The 16636-nt window shown below is 64.1% G+C and carries 13 protein-coding genes and 1 pseudogene; 8 read left to right on the top strand and 6 right to left on the bottom strand.

The window, feature by feature from the left end:
- The first annotated feature begins 275 nt into the window (after positions 1 to 275).
- The 3 genes from HIV01_RS11650 to HIV01_RS11640 all read left to right on the top strand — a co-directional run bounded on the left by HIV01_RS11650 (position 276) and on the right by HIV01_RS11640 (position 4136).
- On the top strand, positions 276 to 2429 hold the full coding sequence (locus HIV01_RS11650; protein ID WP_200607283.1) for an adenosylcobalamin-dependent ribonucleoside-diphosphate reductase: 2154 nt from the start codon (positions 276 to 278) through the stop codon (positions 2427 to 2429).
- Between the two features lie 284 nt (positions 2430 to 2713).
- On the top strand, positions 2714 to 3259 hold the full coding sequence (locus HIV01_RS11645; RefSeq protein WP_200607281.1) for a hypothetical protein: 546 nt from the start codon (positions 2714 to 2716) through the stop codon (positions 3257 to 3259).
- A gap of 91 nt (positions 3260 to 3350) precedes the next feature.
- Positions 3351 to 4136: a TSCPD domain-containing protein gene (locus HIV01_RS11640; protein WP_200607280.1), complete on the top strand. Its 786-nt coding sequence runs from the start codon at positions 3351 to 3353 to the stop codon at positions 4134 to 4136.
- 415 nt (positions 4137 to 4551) lie between these two features.
- On the opposite strand, the gene HIV01_RS11635 is transcribed toward HIV01_RS11640, so the two are convergent.
- Entirely contained in the window at positions 4552 to 5388 is an 837-nt protein-coding gene (locus HIV01_RS11635) for an alpha/beta fold hydrolase (RefSeq protein ID WP_200607278.1), read from the bottom strand.
- Between the two features lie 460 nt (positions 5389 to 5848).
- A complete protein-coding gene (locus tag HIV01_RS11630; RefSeq protein WP_200607276.1) occupies positions 5849 to 6889 on the bottom strand; it encodes a LysR family transcriptional regulator in 1041 nt (346 codons plus the stop codon).
- A gap of 570 nt (positions 6890 to 7459) precedes the next feature.
- On the opposite strand from HIV01_RS11630, the gene HIV01_RS11625 reads away from it, so the two are divergent.
- Positions 7460 to 10546: a sensor histidine kinase gene (locus HIV01_RS11625; RefSeq protein ID WP_245156787.1), complete on the top strand. Its 3087-nt coding sequence runs from the start codon at positions 7460 to 7462 to the stop codon at positions 10544 to 10546.
- A pseudogene (locus HIV01_RS11620) lies at positions 10539 to 11164 on the top strand (response regulator transcription factor). Before HIV01_RS11625 ends, HIV01_RS11620 begins: the two are co-directional and overlap by 8 nt.
- An 8-nt stretch (positions 11165 to 11172) precedes the next feature.
- Here the strand turns inward: HIV01_RS11620 and HIV01_RS11615 are convergent.
- Positions 11173 to 11580, bottom strand: a complete 408-nt coding sequence (locus HIV01_RS11615) for a MerR family transcriptional regulator (protein ID WP_200607273.1) — start codon at positions 11578 to 11580, stop codon at positions 11173 to 11175.
- Positions 11581 to 11652: 72 nt separating this feature from the next.
- On the opposite strand from HIV01_RS11615, the gene HIV01_RS11610 reads away from it, so the two are divergent.
- On the top strand, positions 11653 to 12522 hold the full coding sequence (locus HIV01_RS11610; protein ID WP_200607271.1) for an SDR family NAD(P)-dependent oxidoreductase: 870 nt from the start codon (positions 11653 to 11655) through the stop codon (positions 12520 to 12522).
- A 14-nt stretch (positions 12523 to 12536) separates the two neighbouring features.
- Here the strand turns inward: HIV01_RS11610 and HIV01_RS11605 are convergent, their stop codons facing one another.
- Positions 12537 to 13427, bottom strand: a complete 891-nt coding sequence (locus HIV01_RS11605) for a LysR family transcriptional regulator (RefSeq protein WP_200607269.1) — start codon at positions 13425 to 13427, stop codon at positions 12537 to 12539.
- A 98-nt stretch (positions 13428 to 13525) separates the two neighbouring features.
- On the opposite strand from HIV01_RS11605, the gene HIV01_RS11600 reads away from it, so the two are divergent.
- Both HIV01_RS11600 and HIV01_RS11595 read left to right on the top strand, forming a co-directional pair.
- The gene (locus HIV01_RS11600) at positions 13526 to 14275 is read left to right on the top strand and encodes a glucose 1-dehydrogenase (RefSeq protein WP_200607268.1); all 750 of its coding nucleotides are present in this window, start codon (positions 13526 to 13528) and stop codon (positions 14273 to 14275) included.
- A gap of 26 nt (positions 14276 to 14301) precedes the next feature.
- On the top strand, positions 14302 to 14718 hold the full coding sequence (locus HIV01_RS11595; RefSeq protein WP_200607266.1) for a nuclear transport factor 2 family protein: 417 nt from the start codon (positions 14302 to 14304) through the stop codon (positions 14716 to 14718).
- A 22-nt stretch (positions 14719 to 14740) separates the two neighbouring features.
- Here HIV01_RS11595 and HIV01_RS11590 read toward each other — a convergent pair whose 3' ends face one another.
- The gene (locus HIV01_RS11590) at positions 14741 to 15523 is read right to left on the bottom strand and encodes an alpha/beta fold hydrolase (RefSeq protein WP_200607264.1); all 783 of its coding nucleotides are present in this window, start codon (positions 15521 to 15523) and stop codon (positions 14741 to 14743) included.
- Between the two features lie 118 nt (positions 15524 to 15641).
- Positions 15642 to 15989 (bottom strand): transposase, encoded by a 348-nt coding sequence (locus HIV01_RS11585; RefSeq protein ID WP_200607262.1) that lies wholly within the window; start codon positions 15987 to 15989, stop codon positions 15642 to 15644.
- Positions 15990 to 16636: the final 647 nt, after the last annotated feature.

Raw genomic sequence — 16636 nt, 5'->3', positions numbered from 1 at the left:
GCCACTACATGTAGTGGTTTGCAGGCGACGGTAGCCCAAAGTCAGGGTTTTCCGGCTTGGAGTTGCGGTACTGTGAGCGTCCTCGGGGGATGGCGCGGAACGGGAGCAAGATGAGCCCTAATTCGAACCAAAACCAATGCTTCGCGGACGTGCAAGACCGGTCGCGGGCATCGCCGTCGGCGGCTGTTTAGTCGCCAGTGGCAGAGCGGCAACCAATATAAGAATCCACCGGCAGCGGTCCCGATCCGTTGCCAGAACGAGGAGAAAGGACAGGCATGAGCACAGTGCGCCTCGAGGCGGTCAAGGCGGCCGCGGCTGACAGGGAGATTCCCATGCAGCCCGCTTCCCAGGACATCTGGGACAAGAAGTACCGGCTGAAGACCAAGACGGGGAAGGCCGTCGATTCCGACATCGACGCCACCTACCAGCGCGTTGCCAAGGCCTTGGCCGAAGCCGAGCCCAACGCCGAGAAGCAGCAGTACTGGAACGAGCGTTTCGTGTGGGCGCTGCGCCGCGGGGCCATTCCCGCCGGCCGCATCACCTCCAACGCCGGTGCCCTGGAGCACAAGCCGGCCACCTCGACCATCAACTGCACCGTCTCGGGCACCATCGAGGATTCGATGGACGGCATCCTGGAGAAGGTCCACGAAGCGGGCCTGACCCTGAAGGCTGGCTGCGGCATCGGCTATGAGTTCTCGACGCTGCGTCCGCGCGGCGCGTTCGTCGCCGGCGCCGGCGCCTACACCTCCGGTCCGATGTCCTTCATGGATATCTACGACAAGATGTGCTTCACCGTGTCCTCGGCCGGTGGCCGTCGCGGCGCGCAGATGGGCACGTTCGACGTCTCCCATCCGGACGTGAAGGACTTCATCCGCGCCAAGCGCGAAGACGGCCGCCTGCGCCAGTTCAACCTGTCGCTGCTGATCACCGATGGCTTCATGGAGGCCGTCGACACCGACGCCGACTGGCCGCTGGTGTTCCCGGTCAACATGAAGGAAAAGGGCGACATCAACCTCGACGACGCGACCCAGGTCGTGTGGCGCGAGTGGCCGACCCACCGCAACTACATCGTGCGCGACGACGGCCTGGTGGCCTGCAAGATTTACGGCCACATCCGTGCCCGTCACCTGTGGGACATGATCATGGTCTCGACGTATGACTACGCCGAGCCCGGTTTCATCCTCATCGACCGCGTCAACGAGATGAACAACAACTGGTGGTGCGAGAACATCCGCGCGACCAACCCCTGCGGCGAGCAGCCGCTGCCGGCCTACGGCGCCTGCCTGCTGGGCTCGGTCAACCTGACCAAGTTCGTGCGCGACCCGTTTACCGACCAGGCCTCCTTCGACTGGGAGGAATACAAGGAAGTCGTGCGCGTGTTCACCCGCATGCTCGACAACGTGGTCGAGGTCAACGGCCTGCCGCTGGAGCAGCAGCGCAACGAGATCATGCGCAAGCGCCGCCACGGCATGGGCTTCCTCGGCCTGGGCAGCACCGTGACCATGCTGCGCATGAAGTACGGCAGCAAGGAGTCGTGCGAGTTCACCGAGCGCATCTCCCGCGAGATGGCCGTGGCCGGTTGGGAAATGGGCCTGGCGCTGGCGAAGGAAAAGGGCGCCGCGCCGATCATGGACGAGCTGTTCGCCGTCGACGCCGAGATGCTGCGCAAGCGTCCGGAGATGGTGAAGGACGGCTGGAAGATCGGCCAGGACATCCCGGGCCGCGTCCTGCACGCCCGCTACAGCCGCTACATGCAGCGCGTCGCCTCGGTGGCACCGGAGCTGGTGGACGAGCTGGCCGAGACCGGCGCGCGCTTCACCCACCACAGCTCGATCGCGCCGACCGGCACGATCTCGCTGAGCCTGGCCAACAACGCCTCCAACGGCATCGAGCCGTCGTTCGCGCACCACTACAGCCGCAACGTGATCCGCGAAGGCAAGAAGTCGAAGGAAAAGGTCGACGTCTACTCCTACGAGCTGCTGGCCTACCGCGAGCTGGTCAACGCCAAGGCCATGCCGTTCTCCGACGAGGAGCACGCCAGGCTGCCGGAGTACTTCATCTCCGCCGACGACATCTCGCCCAAGGAGCACGTCGACGTGCAGGCCGCGGCGCAGAAGTGGGTCGACAGCTCGATCTCAAAGACCGCCAATGTCCCGACCGACTACCCGTACGAGCAGTTCAAGGACATCTACCGTTACGCCCACCAGCAGGGCCTGAAGGGCTGCACCACGTTCCGCTTCAACCCGGCCGCCTTCCAGGGCGTGCTGGTCAAGGAAGCCGACCTGGAGAACACGACCTACCGTTTCGAGCTGGAAGACGGCAGCGTGCTGGAGGTCAAGGGCAACGAACAGATCGAGTACGACGGCGAGATGCACACCGCCGCCAACCTGTTCGATGCCTTGAAGGAAGGGTATTACGGCAAGTTCTAAGCGCTGGCATCGAGCGCTGCGAGGGGCCTGCTTTCAGGCGTCAAGGAAACATGGCACCCGGGGGAAGCAGGTTCCCCTCGCACTTTCGAAGTAGCAGCGGCAACAGGCAGGAGGCGGCTTCGACGCCTCCACGCGGAAACCGGGCCGGTTCCGCGTTCATGTACGCGGCCCAGGTGCGCGACGCATTCATCGTGTCATGCAGCTGCAGCAGGTATAGCATCGCCCTTGCAACACCCCGATTACCGCACCAGGCCAACCAGTTTTGACGCCCGTCAGGAGGGCACATGAGCAATGGCAACGGAGTGACGGCGACCCTGTCGCAGGCCGCCGATAACGTGAAAGAAACCGCATCCAACATTTCCAGCGCGGTGATGCACCGTGCCGAGGAAGCGGTGGCGTCGGTCAAGACCACCGCCAAGAAGGCACGCAAGGCCGCCAAGAAGGCGGTAGGCACCGCCAAGAAGAAGCTCGCCGCTGCCAGCGCCAAGGCCAAGAAGGAAGCTTCGTCGCTGAGGGCGAAGGCCGGCAAGAAGACGGCCAAGAAGGCGACCAAGAAGGCTGCAACCAAGAAGACCGCGAAGAAGGCGGTGAAGAAGGCTGCGGCAAAGAAGACGGCGAAGAAGGCAACGAAGAAGGTTGCCAAGAAGGCCGTGAAGAAGGCCGCGAAGAAGGCCACCAAGAAGACTGCGACGAAGAAGGTCGCGAAGAAATCAGCCGCCAAGAAAGCTGTGAAGAAGGCGCCGGCCAAGAAGGCCGTTGCCAAGAAGGCGGCGAAGAAGGCAGCCAAGCGACCCGCCAAGAAGGTTGCGAAGAAAGCTGCCAGGAAGTAAGTGCCCCGATTGGTCGCCGCGTCCCAGCGGCGCGGCGACCGCCTTAAGCAACACATAACTAGATCAGCATTACCGCACCAGGAGCGGGTTCATGGCCGTCAAGATCGACAAGAAAATCAAGGGCTACAGCGTCGTCACCCCGGAAGACAAGGCGAAAGAGGCTGCGCGTCCCGCGCCCGTCGCCGCGGTCGAATCGCTGCCGACGGCCGACGTCATCCAGATGCACGAGCGCATCGAGCGCCCCGAGATCCTGATCGGCTCCACCTACAAGATCAAATCGCCCCTGTTCGAGCACGCGCTGTACGTGACGATCAACGACATCGTCCTCAACGCCGGCACCGAGCACGAGCTGCGCCGTCCCTTCGAGATCTTCATCAACTCGAAGAACATGGACCACTTCCAGTGGATCGTCGCGCTGACCCGCATCATGTCCGCCGTGTTCCGCAAGGGCGGCGACGTCACCTTCCTGGTCGACGAGATGAAGGCCGTGTTCGACCCGAAGGGCGGCTACTTCAAGGCCGGCGGCGTCTACATGCCGTCGCTGGTGGCAGAACTGGGCAGCATCGTCGAGGACCATCTCAAGTCGATCGGCCTGATGCACGACCCGGAGATGAGCGACGCCCAGCGCGCCCTGATCGCCGAGAAGCGTGCTGCGTACAACCAGCTGTCAAAAAAAAACTCTGACGTAAGCCACGGCGAGTTGTTCCCGGAGCCGCGAATCAGCGACACCCCGCGCAGCGAGGACGTCGAAGTGACCGGCGAGGGCGCCAGTTTCCCGCCCAGCGCGACGATGTGCCACAAGTGCAATACCAAGGCCGTCGTGATCATGGATGGCTGCGCGACGTGCTTGAACTGCGGGTACAGCAAGTGCGGTTGAGCTGAGAGTTAGGGCTGAGCGTGCCATAGGCACTGCTAACCAGAGCCGTGCAGGAGAATGACGGGCGGGCCCTTCTTCGGCCCGCTGTCCACGTATGCGACCTCCAGCATCCCTGCGCGAACCCGGTGTAGGTGCACGAACGACGCGTTCGTTGCTGGCTACCCCCCTGCTGCGTTGACAAGGCCCAGCGGTGCCGCAGCAATCCCCGACGCACCCGCTCCGAGCAGGCGGCGGCGTTGCTGGTCGGTTCGTCTGCGATCGATCTTGTCCATGTGAATCTCCGTACGGGTGAACTCGAAGGCTGCCGCGGGCAGCCACGGAGGTAGGGCGTCGAGTTTCTCGCGAGCCATCCCGATGGGGCGATGGCCGGCTGCAGCCGGTGGTTTGACACGCGCACAGCCACGCAAGGAAGCCGTCAGCCGCGAATGAACTTCAACAGGTCCGGATTGATCACATTGGCGTGCGTCGTGCACATGCCGTGCGGGAACTTCGGATACACCTTGAGGACGCTGTTCTTCAGCAGCTTGCTCGACAGCAATGCCGAGTCGGCGATGGGAACGACCTGATCGTCGTCACCGTGCATCACCAGCGTGGGCACGGCGATCGCCTTGAGGTCTTCGGTGAAGTCGGTCTCGGAAAAGGCCTTGATGCACTCATAGTGCGCGTTCGCTGCACCCTCCATGCCCTGTCGCCACCAGTTCTGGATGACGCCCTGCGAAACGACGGCGCCCGGGCGGTTGAACCCGTAGAACGGTCCGCTGGCAACGTCCAGGTAGAACTGCGAGCGGTTGGCCGCAAGCGCCGCGCGGAAGCCGTCGAATACCTCGATCGGGAGACCGCCCGGGTTTGCCGGCGTCTTGACCATGATCGGCGGCACCGCGCCAATCAACACCAGCTTTGCGACCCGCCCCTGCTTCTGGCCGTGCCGGGCGACGTAGTGAGCCGCCTCACCGCCGCCGGTCGAATGGCCGACATGCACGGCGTTGCGCAGGTCCAGGTGCTCAACCACCGCGGCGACGTCTGCAGCGTAGTGGTCCATGTCGTGGCCGTCCCTCACCTGCGCTGACCGGCCGTGGCCGCGTCGGTCGTGCGCGATGACGCGGTAGCCCTGGCTGACGAAGAACAGCGCCTGGTTGTCCCAGTCGTCGCTGCTCAGCGGCCAGCCATGGTGGAACACGATGGGTTGGCCGTCCTTCGGACCCCAGTCCTTGTAGAAGATTTCGACGCCGTCTTTGGTGGTTACGTGGCTCATGGTCAGGTTTCCATGGTCGATGGAGGGAGAGTGAGCGGAAGCACGCGCAGCGAAGGGCACAGAGGAGGCGGCGGCCAGCACTGCGGCGTTGAAGCCCAGTGCCAGAAACTCTCGCCGTTCCCGGTTGGCAGGTCCGAGGTGAAGAATGGTCTGGTAAGCCATGTCGGGGTCTCGAAGGGGGTGTGTATTTCGCGAGTACAGGGTGGCACTTTCGCGGCAATTGATGGTTGCGCTGCGCTCAACAGCGAGTTCACAAGACCGCACCGCGGACGCTCGGACCACGATGCCGCGTAGAGCCTCTTGAGTTTCGTGACGCGTCCAGTCGCGCTGGAACTTGAGCAACACTTGAAGGCACGATGTGAGGATCACGCCCGCCTGCTGCAGGCGCTGCAGTGCGACCCAATGGCTGCGGTCTCGGTCGGGCGCGATCGACTGGGGCAGGAAGATCAGGCGGGAGGGATCAAGCAGCCACCCCCAGCCTCTGGTCTGCCTTCGGAACCGGCATGGCGGGGTACCTGGATCCGAGCAGGAGCGAGCAATCCAGATCCAGCGCTCGGATGCCGGTTGTCATGAAATCGATGAACACCCGGATCCGCTTCGGCAACTGCTGGCGCGACAGGTAGCACAGGTAGTGCCCCCGGTCGTCGGGGGCGAGGCCATTTAGGCACGTCACTGCCATGCCGGCGCGCAAGGCGTCGCAGACCTGGTAGGCGGCCAACTGCGCCAGCCCTTGGCCCTCGAGCACCGCCTGCATCGCCAGCGATGGGTCGTTGACCACGATGGCCGAAGCGGGCGTTAGGCTGCGTGCGATGCCGTCGACTTTGAAGTCCCAAGTCTGCAAACGACCGCTGGGCAGTCGCTGGTTGATGCAGGCGTGCAAGGCGAGATCCTCGATCGACGTCGGCAAGCCGTGCAGCCGTGCGTAGTCGCTGGACGCGCACACGAGCATGCGCATGGGGATCAGGCGTTTTGCAATGACCTGACTGTCTTCCAGACGGCCGTCGCGGAAGGCGACATCGATGCGCTCGGCCGCGAAATCGCCCAGACGGTCCTCCAGCACGAGTTCCAGCGCTACGGCCGGGTAGAGCGCCCTGAACTGCGCCAGCAGCGGTGCGACCACCTTTCGGCCAAAACCCAGCGGGGCGCTGATCTTCAGCTCACCCTGCGGTGGGCCATCGCGCAGCTCCCGCATTTCTTCGAGCGCCTGCAGGAGTTTTTCCACGCCGTGGCGGCAGTTCTCGTAAAACTGCTCGCCTTCGCGCGTGATCGTGGTGCTGCGCGTCGTGCGCGACAGCAGGCGGGTGTCCAGCTGCGCCTCGAGCTTCTGCACGCTGCGGCTGACGGCCGAGCGACCGATGCCCAGCCGGTGTGCCGCCCCCGAAAAGCTTCCTTCGCTGGCAACGGTCATGAAGGCGACGACGCCGGCCCAGCTGGTCGTCAGGCGCGAGGTGAGCTTATCCCTTTGGTCAGTTGCATCGCGGAGTGGCGAGATCGTCGACATGACACCCTCGTGGCGTCAGTGGGGGGCACTCAATCATCTCGACAACGCCGCACTTGCATAATCCCAGTGCAGGTCATTGGCCACCCCCTCGATCAGGGGTGTGGGTATGGACATGGATGACACGCCGGCCGTAGCGCAGGGCATCGACCGAATAGGCCCCGGCACCCATCAAGACGATGGCGCCACAGCCGCCCACGTGCCCCCCCAGCAAAAGTTGCTGGGCCACACCGGACCCCGGCAGGGCGACGGCGGCCCCCAGTCCCAGGATGAGCGCGGCCCATCGCGTCGCCAGGCCCGCAACCAGCATAAGTGCCACGCATCCAGCGGCGAACGGCAGCAGATGAGGAAATGCGGAGGGCGGAGGCAACATGGCTACGACCCCGAACGCGGCCGATGCGTAGCAAATCCGAGCAAGCAGCAACCCAAGCCCGGCGGCACCATCGGGATAACGGCATACATAATTTGACATGAGCAGACGGTAACGCCAGCCAAGCGCCATGCCATGCCCTACCGAGGGGGCTGGCTACCCCTGATCGGGGGTAGCATCCTGACCCACCTCAGGGCATAACCATGAGCTCCCGCCCGCCTGGAATCCCGACAAGCGAAGTGATCATGACAAGGTGGTCATCCGCAGCCCTGCTGTTCTTCGCCCTGGCGAGCATGCCGTTCGCCGGGTCAGCCAAGGAACCTCACCCCTTGGCGCACTACGTGCACCAGCGCTGGCTCGATGGCAGTGAAGCGCCGGCACCTGTCGTGGCCATGGCGCAGGGGCGCGAGGGCTTTCTCTGGCTCGCGACGGGCGACGGTCTGTTCCGGTTCGACGGCTCACGATTCGAGCAGCTGTTGCCCGAAGCGGACGGCCGCCGGCATGAGCTGCCCAGCACCGTGCTGGTCACGCGGAACGGCGACGTCTGGACCAACTTCCTGTCTTCACTGCGATTCGCGATCTACCGGCAAGGCGTGCTGCGCATTCTCGATACCGGGATGGCACCGAGTCGAATCGTGCAGATGGCCGAAGGCAGCGACGGCTCCATCTGGGCGCTGACCGCCAGCTACGACGCGGAAGTGCTCCGCTATCACGACGGCATGTGGCGCCGATACAGTGCCGCCGACGGCCTTCCCAAAAGCAACTCCACCAACATGCTGGTGGCCGACGATGGCGCGCTCTGGATCGCATGCAGCACGGGCATCGTCCGTTTGGCCGCAGGGGCCGACCGATTCGAGATGGTCAGCCCGACCCCTCTTGCCAGGGTGTCGAAGGATCCGCAGGGACGCATCTGGTTGTCTCAGCAGGATCGCGTCTACGCCATTACCGGAGCGGGTGGACGTGACGCACCGGACGGCGCAGGCGCGTATCACCTGGACAACGTGAAGCTCCGGGGGGCGCCGCTGTTCGACCGCGAGGGCAACCTCTGGTTGACCACGCGCCACGACGGCGTGAAACGGCTGACCATGGCGGATGCTGACCAGAACAGCAGCGGCGACGGAGCCGAATCCTTCACCAGCGAGGATGGGCTGTCGGCGGATGTGACTACGCAGGCGATGGAGGATCGGGAGGGCAATATATGGGTGGCGACCGAAGGCGGTCTGGACAAGTTTCGACCCGCTACGCTGATCTCGGAACCCGCGCTCACTTCTCCAGCGGTCTTTGGCGACAAACTTCTGGTCGGCGCCGATGGCAGCGTCTACATCGGCCAGGCGCGCATCGTCTATCGCGCCAGGCCGGGCCACAAGCCCGAACCGATCGTGCGCGACGTGGTGGAGCCGGAAAGCCTGTGTGAGGCAAGCGACGGCGCACTCTGGATCGGCTTGCCGGAGCAGATCCAAGTCTGGGCGAACGGCAGCGTCCGCCGCGTCATCGAGCGTCCCGACCGGGCAGGACATCACAACTTCATTTACGACTGCGCGTTCGATGCGGAAGGCGGATTCTGGATCTCCGCATCCGGGAGCGGCGTGCACCGGTTCCAGAATGGTCGCTGGCAAACCATGTTTCCACCGGGCGACCACGCGGACTTCTATCCCACGACGATGGTCCGTTCGCCAACGGGTGGCATCATCGTCCAATCTGGAAATCGATTGATCTCGTTCGACGGCGCCCAACGAACGCGCACGCCGCTGCTTTTCGGCGGCGGCGATATCAGCGTGTTGACGCTGCACGTTGCCGACGACGCGGTCTTTGCCGCCGGTTCGTTCGGTTTGTCCCGCTATCGTGCCGGTGGCGCCGAGACTGCCCTGGCGAGCAACGCGTCGCTGGGCAGTCGGATCAACGGGGTCGTCGATACGCCGGAAGGCGACATCTGGCTCGCCTACCCACGATCGCTGGTGAGACTTCGGCGAGCGGAACTCGAACGCGCGCTCTCGCAGGGGCAACTTCCGCCGCCATCCCTGTCGCTCGGGCCCGGCGACGGACTCGTGAGCCGACCGCATTCGCACTCGCAACGTTCCATCGTGCGCGGCGGGGACGGGCGCGTTTGGGTCGCCACCGAGACCGGGACATTGTGGATGGACCCGGCCCGAATCGTGCGAAACCCGTTGCCCCCCAGCATCGCGATACGGTCGTTGATCGGCGACGCCAGGATGTACCACGACCCGGCCTCGCTGACGCTGCCGGCTGCGACGTCTAAGATCGAAATCGACTTTGCGGTGCTGAGCTTTGCTGACCCTCGGCATGTCCGAGTGCGCTACATGCTGGATGGATTCGATCGCGCATGGGTCGACCCGGGTCCGAGGCGGCAAGCGTTCTATACAAATCTGGCCCCTGGCAAGTACCGGTTCCGCGTGATTGCCGCGAACAGCGACGGTGTGTGGAACAGGAACGGAACCTCGCTCGAGTTCGAGATCCGCCCGGCGTTCGTCCAGACAAAATGGTTTGTCCTGCTCTGCGCTTTCGTAACGATCCTTGTGCTTTGGGGCCTGTATCGCCTGCGCGTCGTGCAGGTCACCGCCCGTATCCGTAGCCGGCTGGAGGAGCGAACGCAAGAGCGCGAGCGCATCGCGCGCGAACTCCATGACACGCTGCTGCAGGGCGTTCAGGGCCTCATTCTGCGCTTTCAGGCCGCCGCGGACCGGATCCCCCACGAAAACGGTTCGAAGCGGCAGCTGGAAGCGGCGCTGGACGCTGCGGACAAGGTGGTTGTGGATGCCCGCGACCGCGTGTGGGATCTGCGCGGCCATGAAACCACCGCTGACCTGGGCGAGCGCGTCGAACAACTGGTGGCCGAAACCCCATTCGATCCGCCGATTCCTGTGCGCATCGTCCTGGAGGGTCGAGCACGCGCAGTTGACCCCCTAGTCGCGGCCGAGGTGGCGAAGATCGTGCGTGAGGCGCTGCTCAATGTCTCGTATCACGCGCGTGCCAGCACTGCCGAAATCGCCATCGGATACGACGCGAGACACCTGGCGATCCGCATGCGGGACGACGGGCGTGGGATTCCCGAACAGGTCATGGCCACCGGTCGAAAGGAAGGTCATTTCGGCATGGTCGGAATGCGCGAGCGCGCCGACAGGATCGGTGGCAGCCTCACCATCAGCAGCGTGGATGGCGGCGGGACCGAAGTGTTGTTGACCTTGCCGGCGAGGTTGGCGTTCGCCAGGCGCAAGACCCGAAATCGGCACTGGCTGCCGAACTTCCTTGCGAGGCTCTTCGCAGATGAATGAGCCCAGGATCCGCATTCTGGTCGTCGACGACCATCCGGTGTTCCGCGACGGCGTCGCGGCCATCCTGGAGAACCAGAGCGACATGACAATGGTCGGCGAGGCGCGCGACGGTAGCGAAGCTGTCGAGCGCCACGCAGCATTGCGCCCCGATGTGACGTTGATGGACCTGCAGATGCCGGGCATGAACGGCGTCGAGGCGATCAATACGATCCGCTCACAATTCCCGGATGCACGAATTATCGTACTGACCACCTACTCGGGTGATGCGCAGGCCGTTCGCGCGTTGAAGGCCGGTGCCGTTGGCTATCTATTGAAGAGCAGTCTGCGTACAGACCTTGGTCGACGCGATCCGCAATGTCCACCGTGGCCAGCGCCATGTCCATCGCGAAGTCGCGAAGGAGATAGCGCTTCATGTCGCCGATGAAGCCCTGAGCGAGCGCGAGATCGCGATTCTTCGGCTTGTGTCGACCGGATACGCGAACAAGCAGATCGCCGCGGAACTTGGCCTGTCGGAAGACCGTCAAAGGATTGTTGAAGAGCATCTTCGGCAAGCTCGATGTGTCGGACCGAACCCACGCAGTCACCGTGGCGGCGCGGCGCGGAATGATCGAGATCTGACGCCCGACTCAGCCGTCGTCACGGCATTCGAACGAGCCGAACGCCGGCCGCGACCCGGTCCCGCCGGCGCTCAACCAGCCGATCTTTGCCGCAACGAATGCGGTGGCTTGATCGAGCTTGGCTTTCCGCTGCTCGAGAAGTTTCAACTGCTTGTGAAGGATCTCCAGGCGACGCTCGTTGCCGATTCCCCGTTCGCGCCGCTCGCTTTCCAGCTGCGCAATATCTTTCAGGCTGAGGCCGAGCGACTGGCCGGCGCGCACCGTCTTGGCAGCCTTGAGGTCATCCTGGGTGAACTCCTGATAGGCGTTTCGCCCGCCCCTGACGCCTCGCGCAGGCTTGAATAAGCCGAGCTGAACGTAGAAACGGATCGTGTCACGGCTCAGCCCGGACACCTTCGAGAACTCGGAAATGAGCATGCACGTGCCTCTTGACCATGGAGTGCGCTCCATACGTAGAGTCGGCGCCAGTCCATTTCAAGGGAATACCACGTGTCCAAAGTCTGGTTGATTACGGGAAGCGCCAGTGGTCTTGGGCGTGCGATCGCCGAGCACGTCCTGGAACAGGGGGACCGGCTTGTGGCCACCGCCAGGCGCCCGGAAGTCGTGGCGGAGCTGCGTGACAAGTACGCGGGTCGCGTGGCGCTCGCGGCGCTCGACGTCACCGACCCCGCGCAGGCAGAGATCGCCGTGGAGGTTGCGCTCCGCGAGTTCGGACGACTCGATGTGCTGGTGAACAACGCAGGCTTCGCCAGGGTAGGGCCATTCGAACAGATGCCGCCAGCGGACTTCAACGCGCAGATCGACGCCAACTTCTATGGCGTGGTGAACCTGGTGCGTGCCGCGATCCCCACCATGCGCCAGCAGCAATCGGGCCATATCATCAACATCTCCTCCGGTGCGGGGCGCCTGGGCGCACCCGGGATGGCCGCCTACCACGCGGCCAAGTGGGCGGTCGGAGGATTCACCGAATCCATCGCCAAGGAGCTCCGCGGGTTTGGTGTGCATACGGTCGCGGTGGAGCCGGGCAGCATGCCGACCAGGTGGGCCGCCTCGGCCGGCACGGCGACCCCCGTGCTGCTGCCCGAGTACGAGCCGAGCGTGGGCCGCGTGATCGGGATCCTGCAAACACTGGCGGGCCACGAAATCGGCGATCTGGCCAAGTACGCGAAAGCGATGTTCAACCTGTCACGGGCGGACGAGCTGCCCAACCACCTGATCCTCGGCAGCGATGCGTTGTCGGCGATCCGGGCCGCCGAACACGCCCGCGACGAGGCGGCTAGGGCGTGGGAGGAGGTCACGCTCTCGACCGATCGGGCTGGCGCGAATCTCGACTTCCTGGCGAACCTCCCGCCCCACTGAGGGGGCGGTTAACGCTACGGCGCCACGATCCGCTGTATCTCGTCAGCGATGAATTCCGTGAGCAGACGCACCCTCGCCGGTGTCAGGTTGCCGAACGCGTGCATCGCCCGCAGCGGTAGCGGCGGCAACCCCCGATGCGGCATGACTTCCACGAGGTCGCCCTTGTCCAGGTCGTCCTGCACGGTGCACTTCATCAAGTGCGCGACCCCCATGCCATTGAGCGCAGCCGCGCGGAGACCAGCGCCCGTGTCGAGGCCTATCCGGCCGCGCGGCTGGATCGAGGTTCCGTCGTTGAAGGTGATTGGCAGGGCGCGTCCGTAAAGCAGGTATCGCACGAACGGGATCTCACGAAGCTCATCCAACGTGGATACGCCGTGGCGCGCGAGCAGGACAGGCGAGGCGACCAACACCATGTCCAGCTGCGCGAGTGTCCGCGACTTCAACTCGCTGTCGCTTGCGACGCCAACGCGATAGACCACGTCATAGCCCTCGCGGATCACCTCCACGTGCCGATCGGATAACGACATGTCCAGTTCCAAACCTTCGTGACGCGCCAGAAACGTCCTGGTGATGGGTTCCAGCAACAGGCGGCCAATCTCGCCGGGCATGCTGATGCGAAGAACGCCACGAGCGTCGCCACCTGCTCGGACCGCGTCGGCGGAGTCGTCGATCCCGCGCAGTAGCGGCGCCACCCGTTCGAAGAAGGCCTGGCCGTCCGGCGTCAGGCTCAGGTGGCGCGTGGATCGACGAAACAGCTTCGCACCCAACTCGCCTTCCAGGCGACCGATGCCCTTGGATACTGCGGAAGGCGTCATGCCGGCGATGCGCGCAGCGGCGCTGAACGATCCCGCCTCGACGCTGCGCACGAAGGCGATGAGGCTCGGCATCTGATTCAGGAGGTTCATTGTTGACTCCTAAGCACAACAGTAGTGAGGGACAGCGGTCTGGTCGATCGAAGTGGGCGCCACATATCGTGGGGACCACACTACGCAGGCATCGATCAATGAAACGTCTCGAGAACAAGGTCGCCCTCATCACGGGCGGGAACAGTGGAATCGGTCTGGCGACAGCGCAACTGTTTGCCAGGCATGGCGCGCAGGTCATAGTGACGGCGCGGCGGAGCGACGTGCTTGAAGCCGCGGTGCAGGCGATCGGCCACGATGCCCTCGGTATTCGAGGCGACGTCGCGGACATCGAGCACCACGCCGCCGTAGCGGACGAGGTGCGCCGCCGATTCGGCGCGCTCGACATCTACATGGCCAATGCCGGCGTGTTGACCATCACGCCTTCCGCGCAGGTCAGCCCGGCGGAATTCGACGCGCAGTTCGGCGTCAACACGCGCGGCGTGTTCTTCGGAGTCCAAGCCATCGCACCCGTCGTCCACGACGGTGGCAGCATCATCCTGACCAGCTCGCTCGCATCAACGAAGGTGCTTGAGGGGCATGCGGTGTACGCCGGATCCAAGGCGGCAATGGAGGCCTTCGCGCGCAGCTGGGCGTTGGAGTTCAAGGAGCGGCGAGTGCGGGTGAACGTGCTCAGCCCCGGACCGGTCGATACCTCGATCTTGGAGAAGCTCGGTGTTCCGGAAGCAGACCGTCCCGACTTCCTGCGCTCGATGACCCAACGCATTCCGGCGGGCCGACTGGGCGAGGCAGATGAACTGGCCCACGCCGCGCTGTTCCTGGCCTCGGACGAAAGCCGCTTCGTCAATGGAACCGAGCTTCGCGTCGACGGCGGCATGTTCTTGGCATGACCTCACACTGACAAAGGAATTTCGATATGAATGTGCAACACAATCCGGAAATAGTCCGCTTCATCGATTTACTTGCCGAGACCGGCAGTCACTACCGCATCGAGGAGATGCAGGCGCTGTATACCGAGGACCTCGGCTTCCTGGTGGTGACGCCACAAGGCGGCGTTGCTCGGTTCTCGAAGGACGAGATCCTCGGCGAGTTCCGCGACCGACGCGACGCAGGCGATGCTCCGCTATCGACCGAACGGCGAATTCTTCACATTGAGGAGCAGCAGGACCTGGCCACGGTGCTCCTCTACCGCAGGATGAGCCACGAGGCGGATCCGGCCTTGTATGAGCTGCGATTGCGCAAAGTCGATGGGGAATGGAGGGTGGCTGGCGAGACGGTCTCGCCGTGGCCGGACTTGACGATGGCGAGGGGATTCCTGCCTCCTCGAAAGTGAACCGCGGGGCAAGTTCGCCGGCTCAGTGAGTTGCGTCGGCGCTTGCGCGCGCGATCAGCTTTGCGACCGGCTCCGGATGGGACACCATCACCACGTGCGAGGCGCCGCGGATGACATCCGTCTGCCTCGAATGCGCACGCTGCGCCATGAACGCCAGCGCCTTCGGCGGGATGTTCTTGTCCTGGTCGCCGTAGATGAACCACGAGGGGATGCTGTCCCATGACGGAGCACCTGACTTCTCGTTGAGTGCGGCCTCGGTGATGGGGCGCTGCGTTGCCGCCATCAGGGCCGCATCCGCCGCTGGAACATCCGCCGCGAACTGGTCGTGAAACTTCTGCGGCTGGATGTAGAGGTCCACGCCGCCATTGGGGAGCGTCACGGGCGGAGCGAGCGTCGGGCCGAGCGTACTTCCCGGGAACCTGCCGGAAAGCGCTGCGGCCGTCTCGCCCGCCTCTGGGGCAAACGCGCTGACATAGACCAGCGCTTTGACGTTGCCATGGCCGCGAGCTGCCTCCGTGATGACACTGCCGCCGTACGAATGCCCCACCAGGACGACTGGCGTCGAAATGCTACCCACCAGGTTGGACAGGTAGGCGCCGTCGGCGCTGACACTGCGCAACGGATTGGCAACCGCGATCACTGGGTAACCGTCTCTTTTCAGAATACGGATGACGTTGTTCCAGCTCGAAGCATCCGCAAAGGCGCCGTGAACCAGGACGACGGTGGGTTTTGCGGTCTGCGCGGAAGCGTTCGCAGTCAACGCGGTGGCGGCAGCAAGGGCAAGTCCGGCAAGCAGGGAGTTCATCTCGGTTCTCCGATCGGGGAAGGGGAAACTCGAACGATGCGTTGTGTCCGGGCACCTTAGGTCAGGTGTCGGTCGGCTGGAAGGTCTGCCACGGACACCCCGTGTTGCTTCCCCGGCATCAATCGCCGGGCGACTGCGGCTGACCGGCTCTGGCGACCCGCAGCAGCAAGTGCACGGACGCCTCCGGGCCGATATGAGGTGCAACAACCTCCCACAATCGGCAGCGGTTCCAATGCAGGAAGCGTCCGCGAACCGATCGCCACGCGCCGCGATCCGCGGGTAGTTCCGGCCAGCGCGCATCGACCCACGCTACCCAGATCACCGATTCGACGAATCGCTGGTACTCGCCGCTGTGCTTCCTGGCGCGCTTCTGCACGCGCTCGGGAAGCGAGTCGATGATGGCCTGCCAGGTCCTCGCGTCCAGTTGTACTGAAGCTGCCGGGTCGATCCTTACCCCGGTGTGCATGAATCACCTCGGGGCAAGCGCTGTCGCGCGCATGCGCGGATGATCGTTCCGATCAATCGGTGACGCCGTCTGGACAAAAGTCGAGGCTGGAGCGACGACCTTGCGCTTGCGACATCTAGACCATTGGCAAGACCAATGGTGCGCAGACGAGCGGCCACGTACCGTGCATCCTCGTCCGCCTGGTGTCCAATGGCCGAGGCCATGGACACGAATGCGACAAGGATCGCATCGCAGCTCTTCGCTTGCGCGCGCAGCATGACGACGGAATCGTCGAGAGCAGACAGCTGCCTGTCGATCGTTTCGCGCATTGATGACATTGCTTTTCCCTTGCGGTCGAGTTCCCAGAGTGGCGAGCAGATCTCGCGACCCGATGCAGTTCAGGAGCGTCGGCCAGGACGCGTTTCTCGTCCTGAGGCCGACGCGAACCCTAGGTCGGGCGACCAGAAGACGGTAGAGCGTGTGGCGGAACCACGCTGTTGGCTTCCACGACATCAATGGCGCCGCCGATAGGGCCGGCAGGCCCAGAAGGCCCTGGATGAGGGGCGTGTAAACACCTCGATCGAGGGTAAGATGGCCCGCCACGAAGCGGCATAACTATCAGCTTGGCCCGCAGGCCGGAATCCGCCAGTGGGCGGGCGATACAGCCC

The organism is Lysobacter arenosi, from assembly GCF_016613475.2.
Lineage (GTDB): Bacteria > Pseudomonadota > Gammaproteobacteria > Xanthomonadales > Xanthomonadaceae > Lysobacter_J > Lysobacter_J arenosi.
Note: the sequence above shows the minus strand (reverse complement) of the source record. Positions and strands in the feature narration are given on the sequence as shown.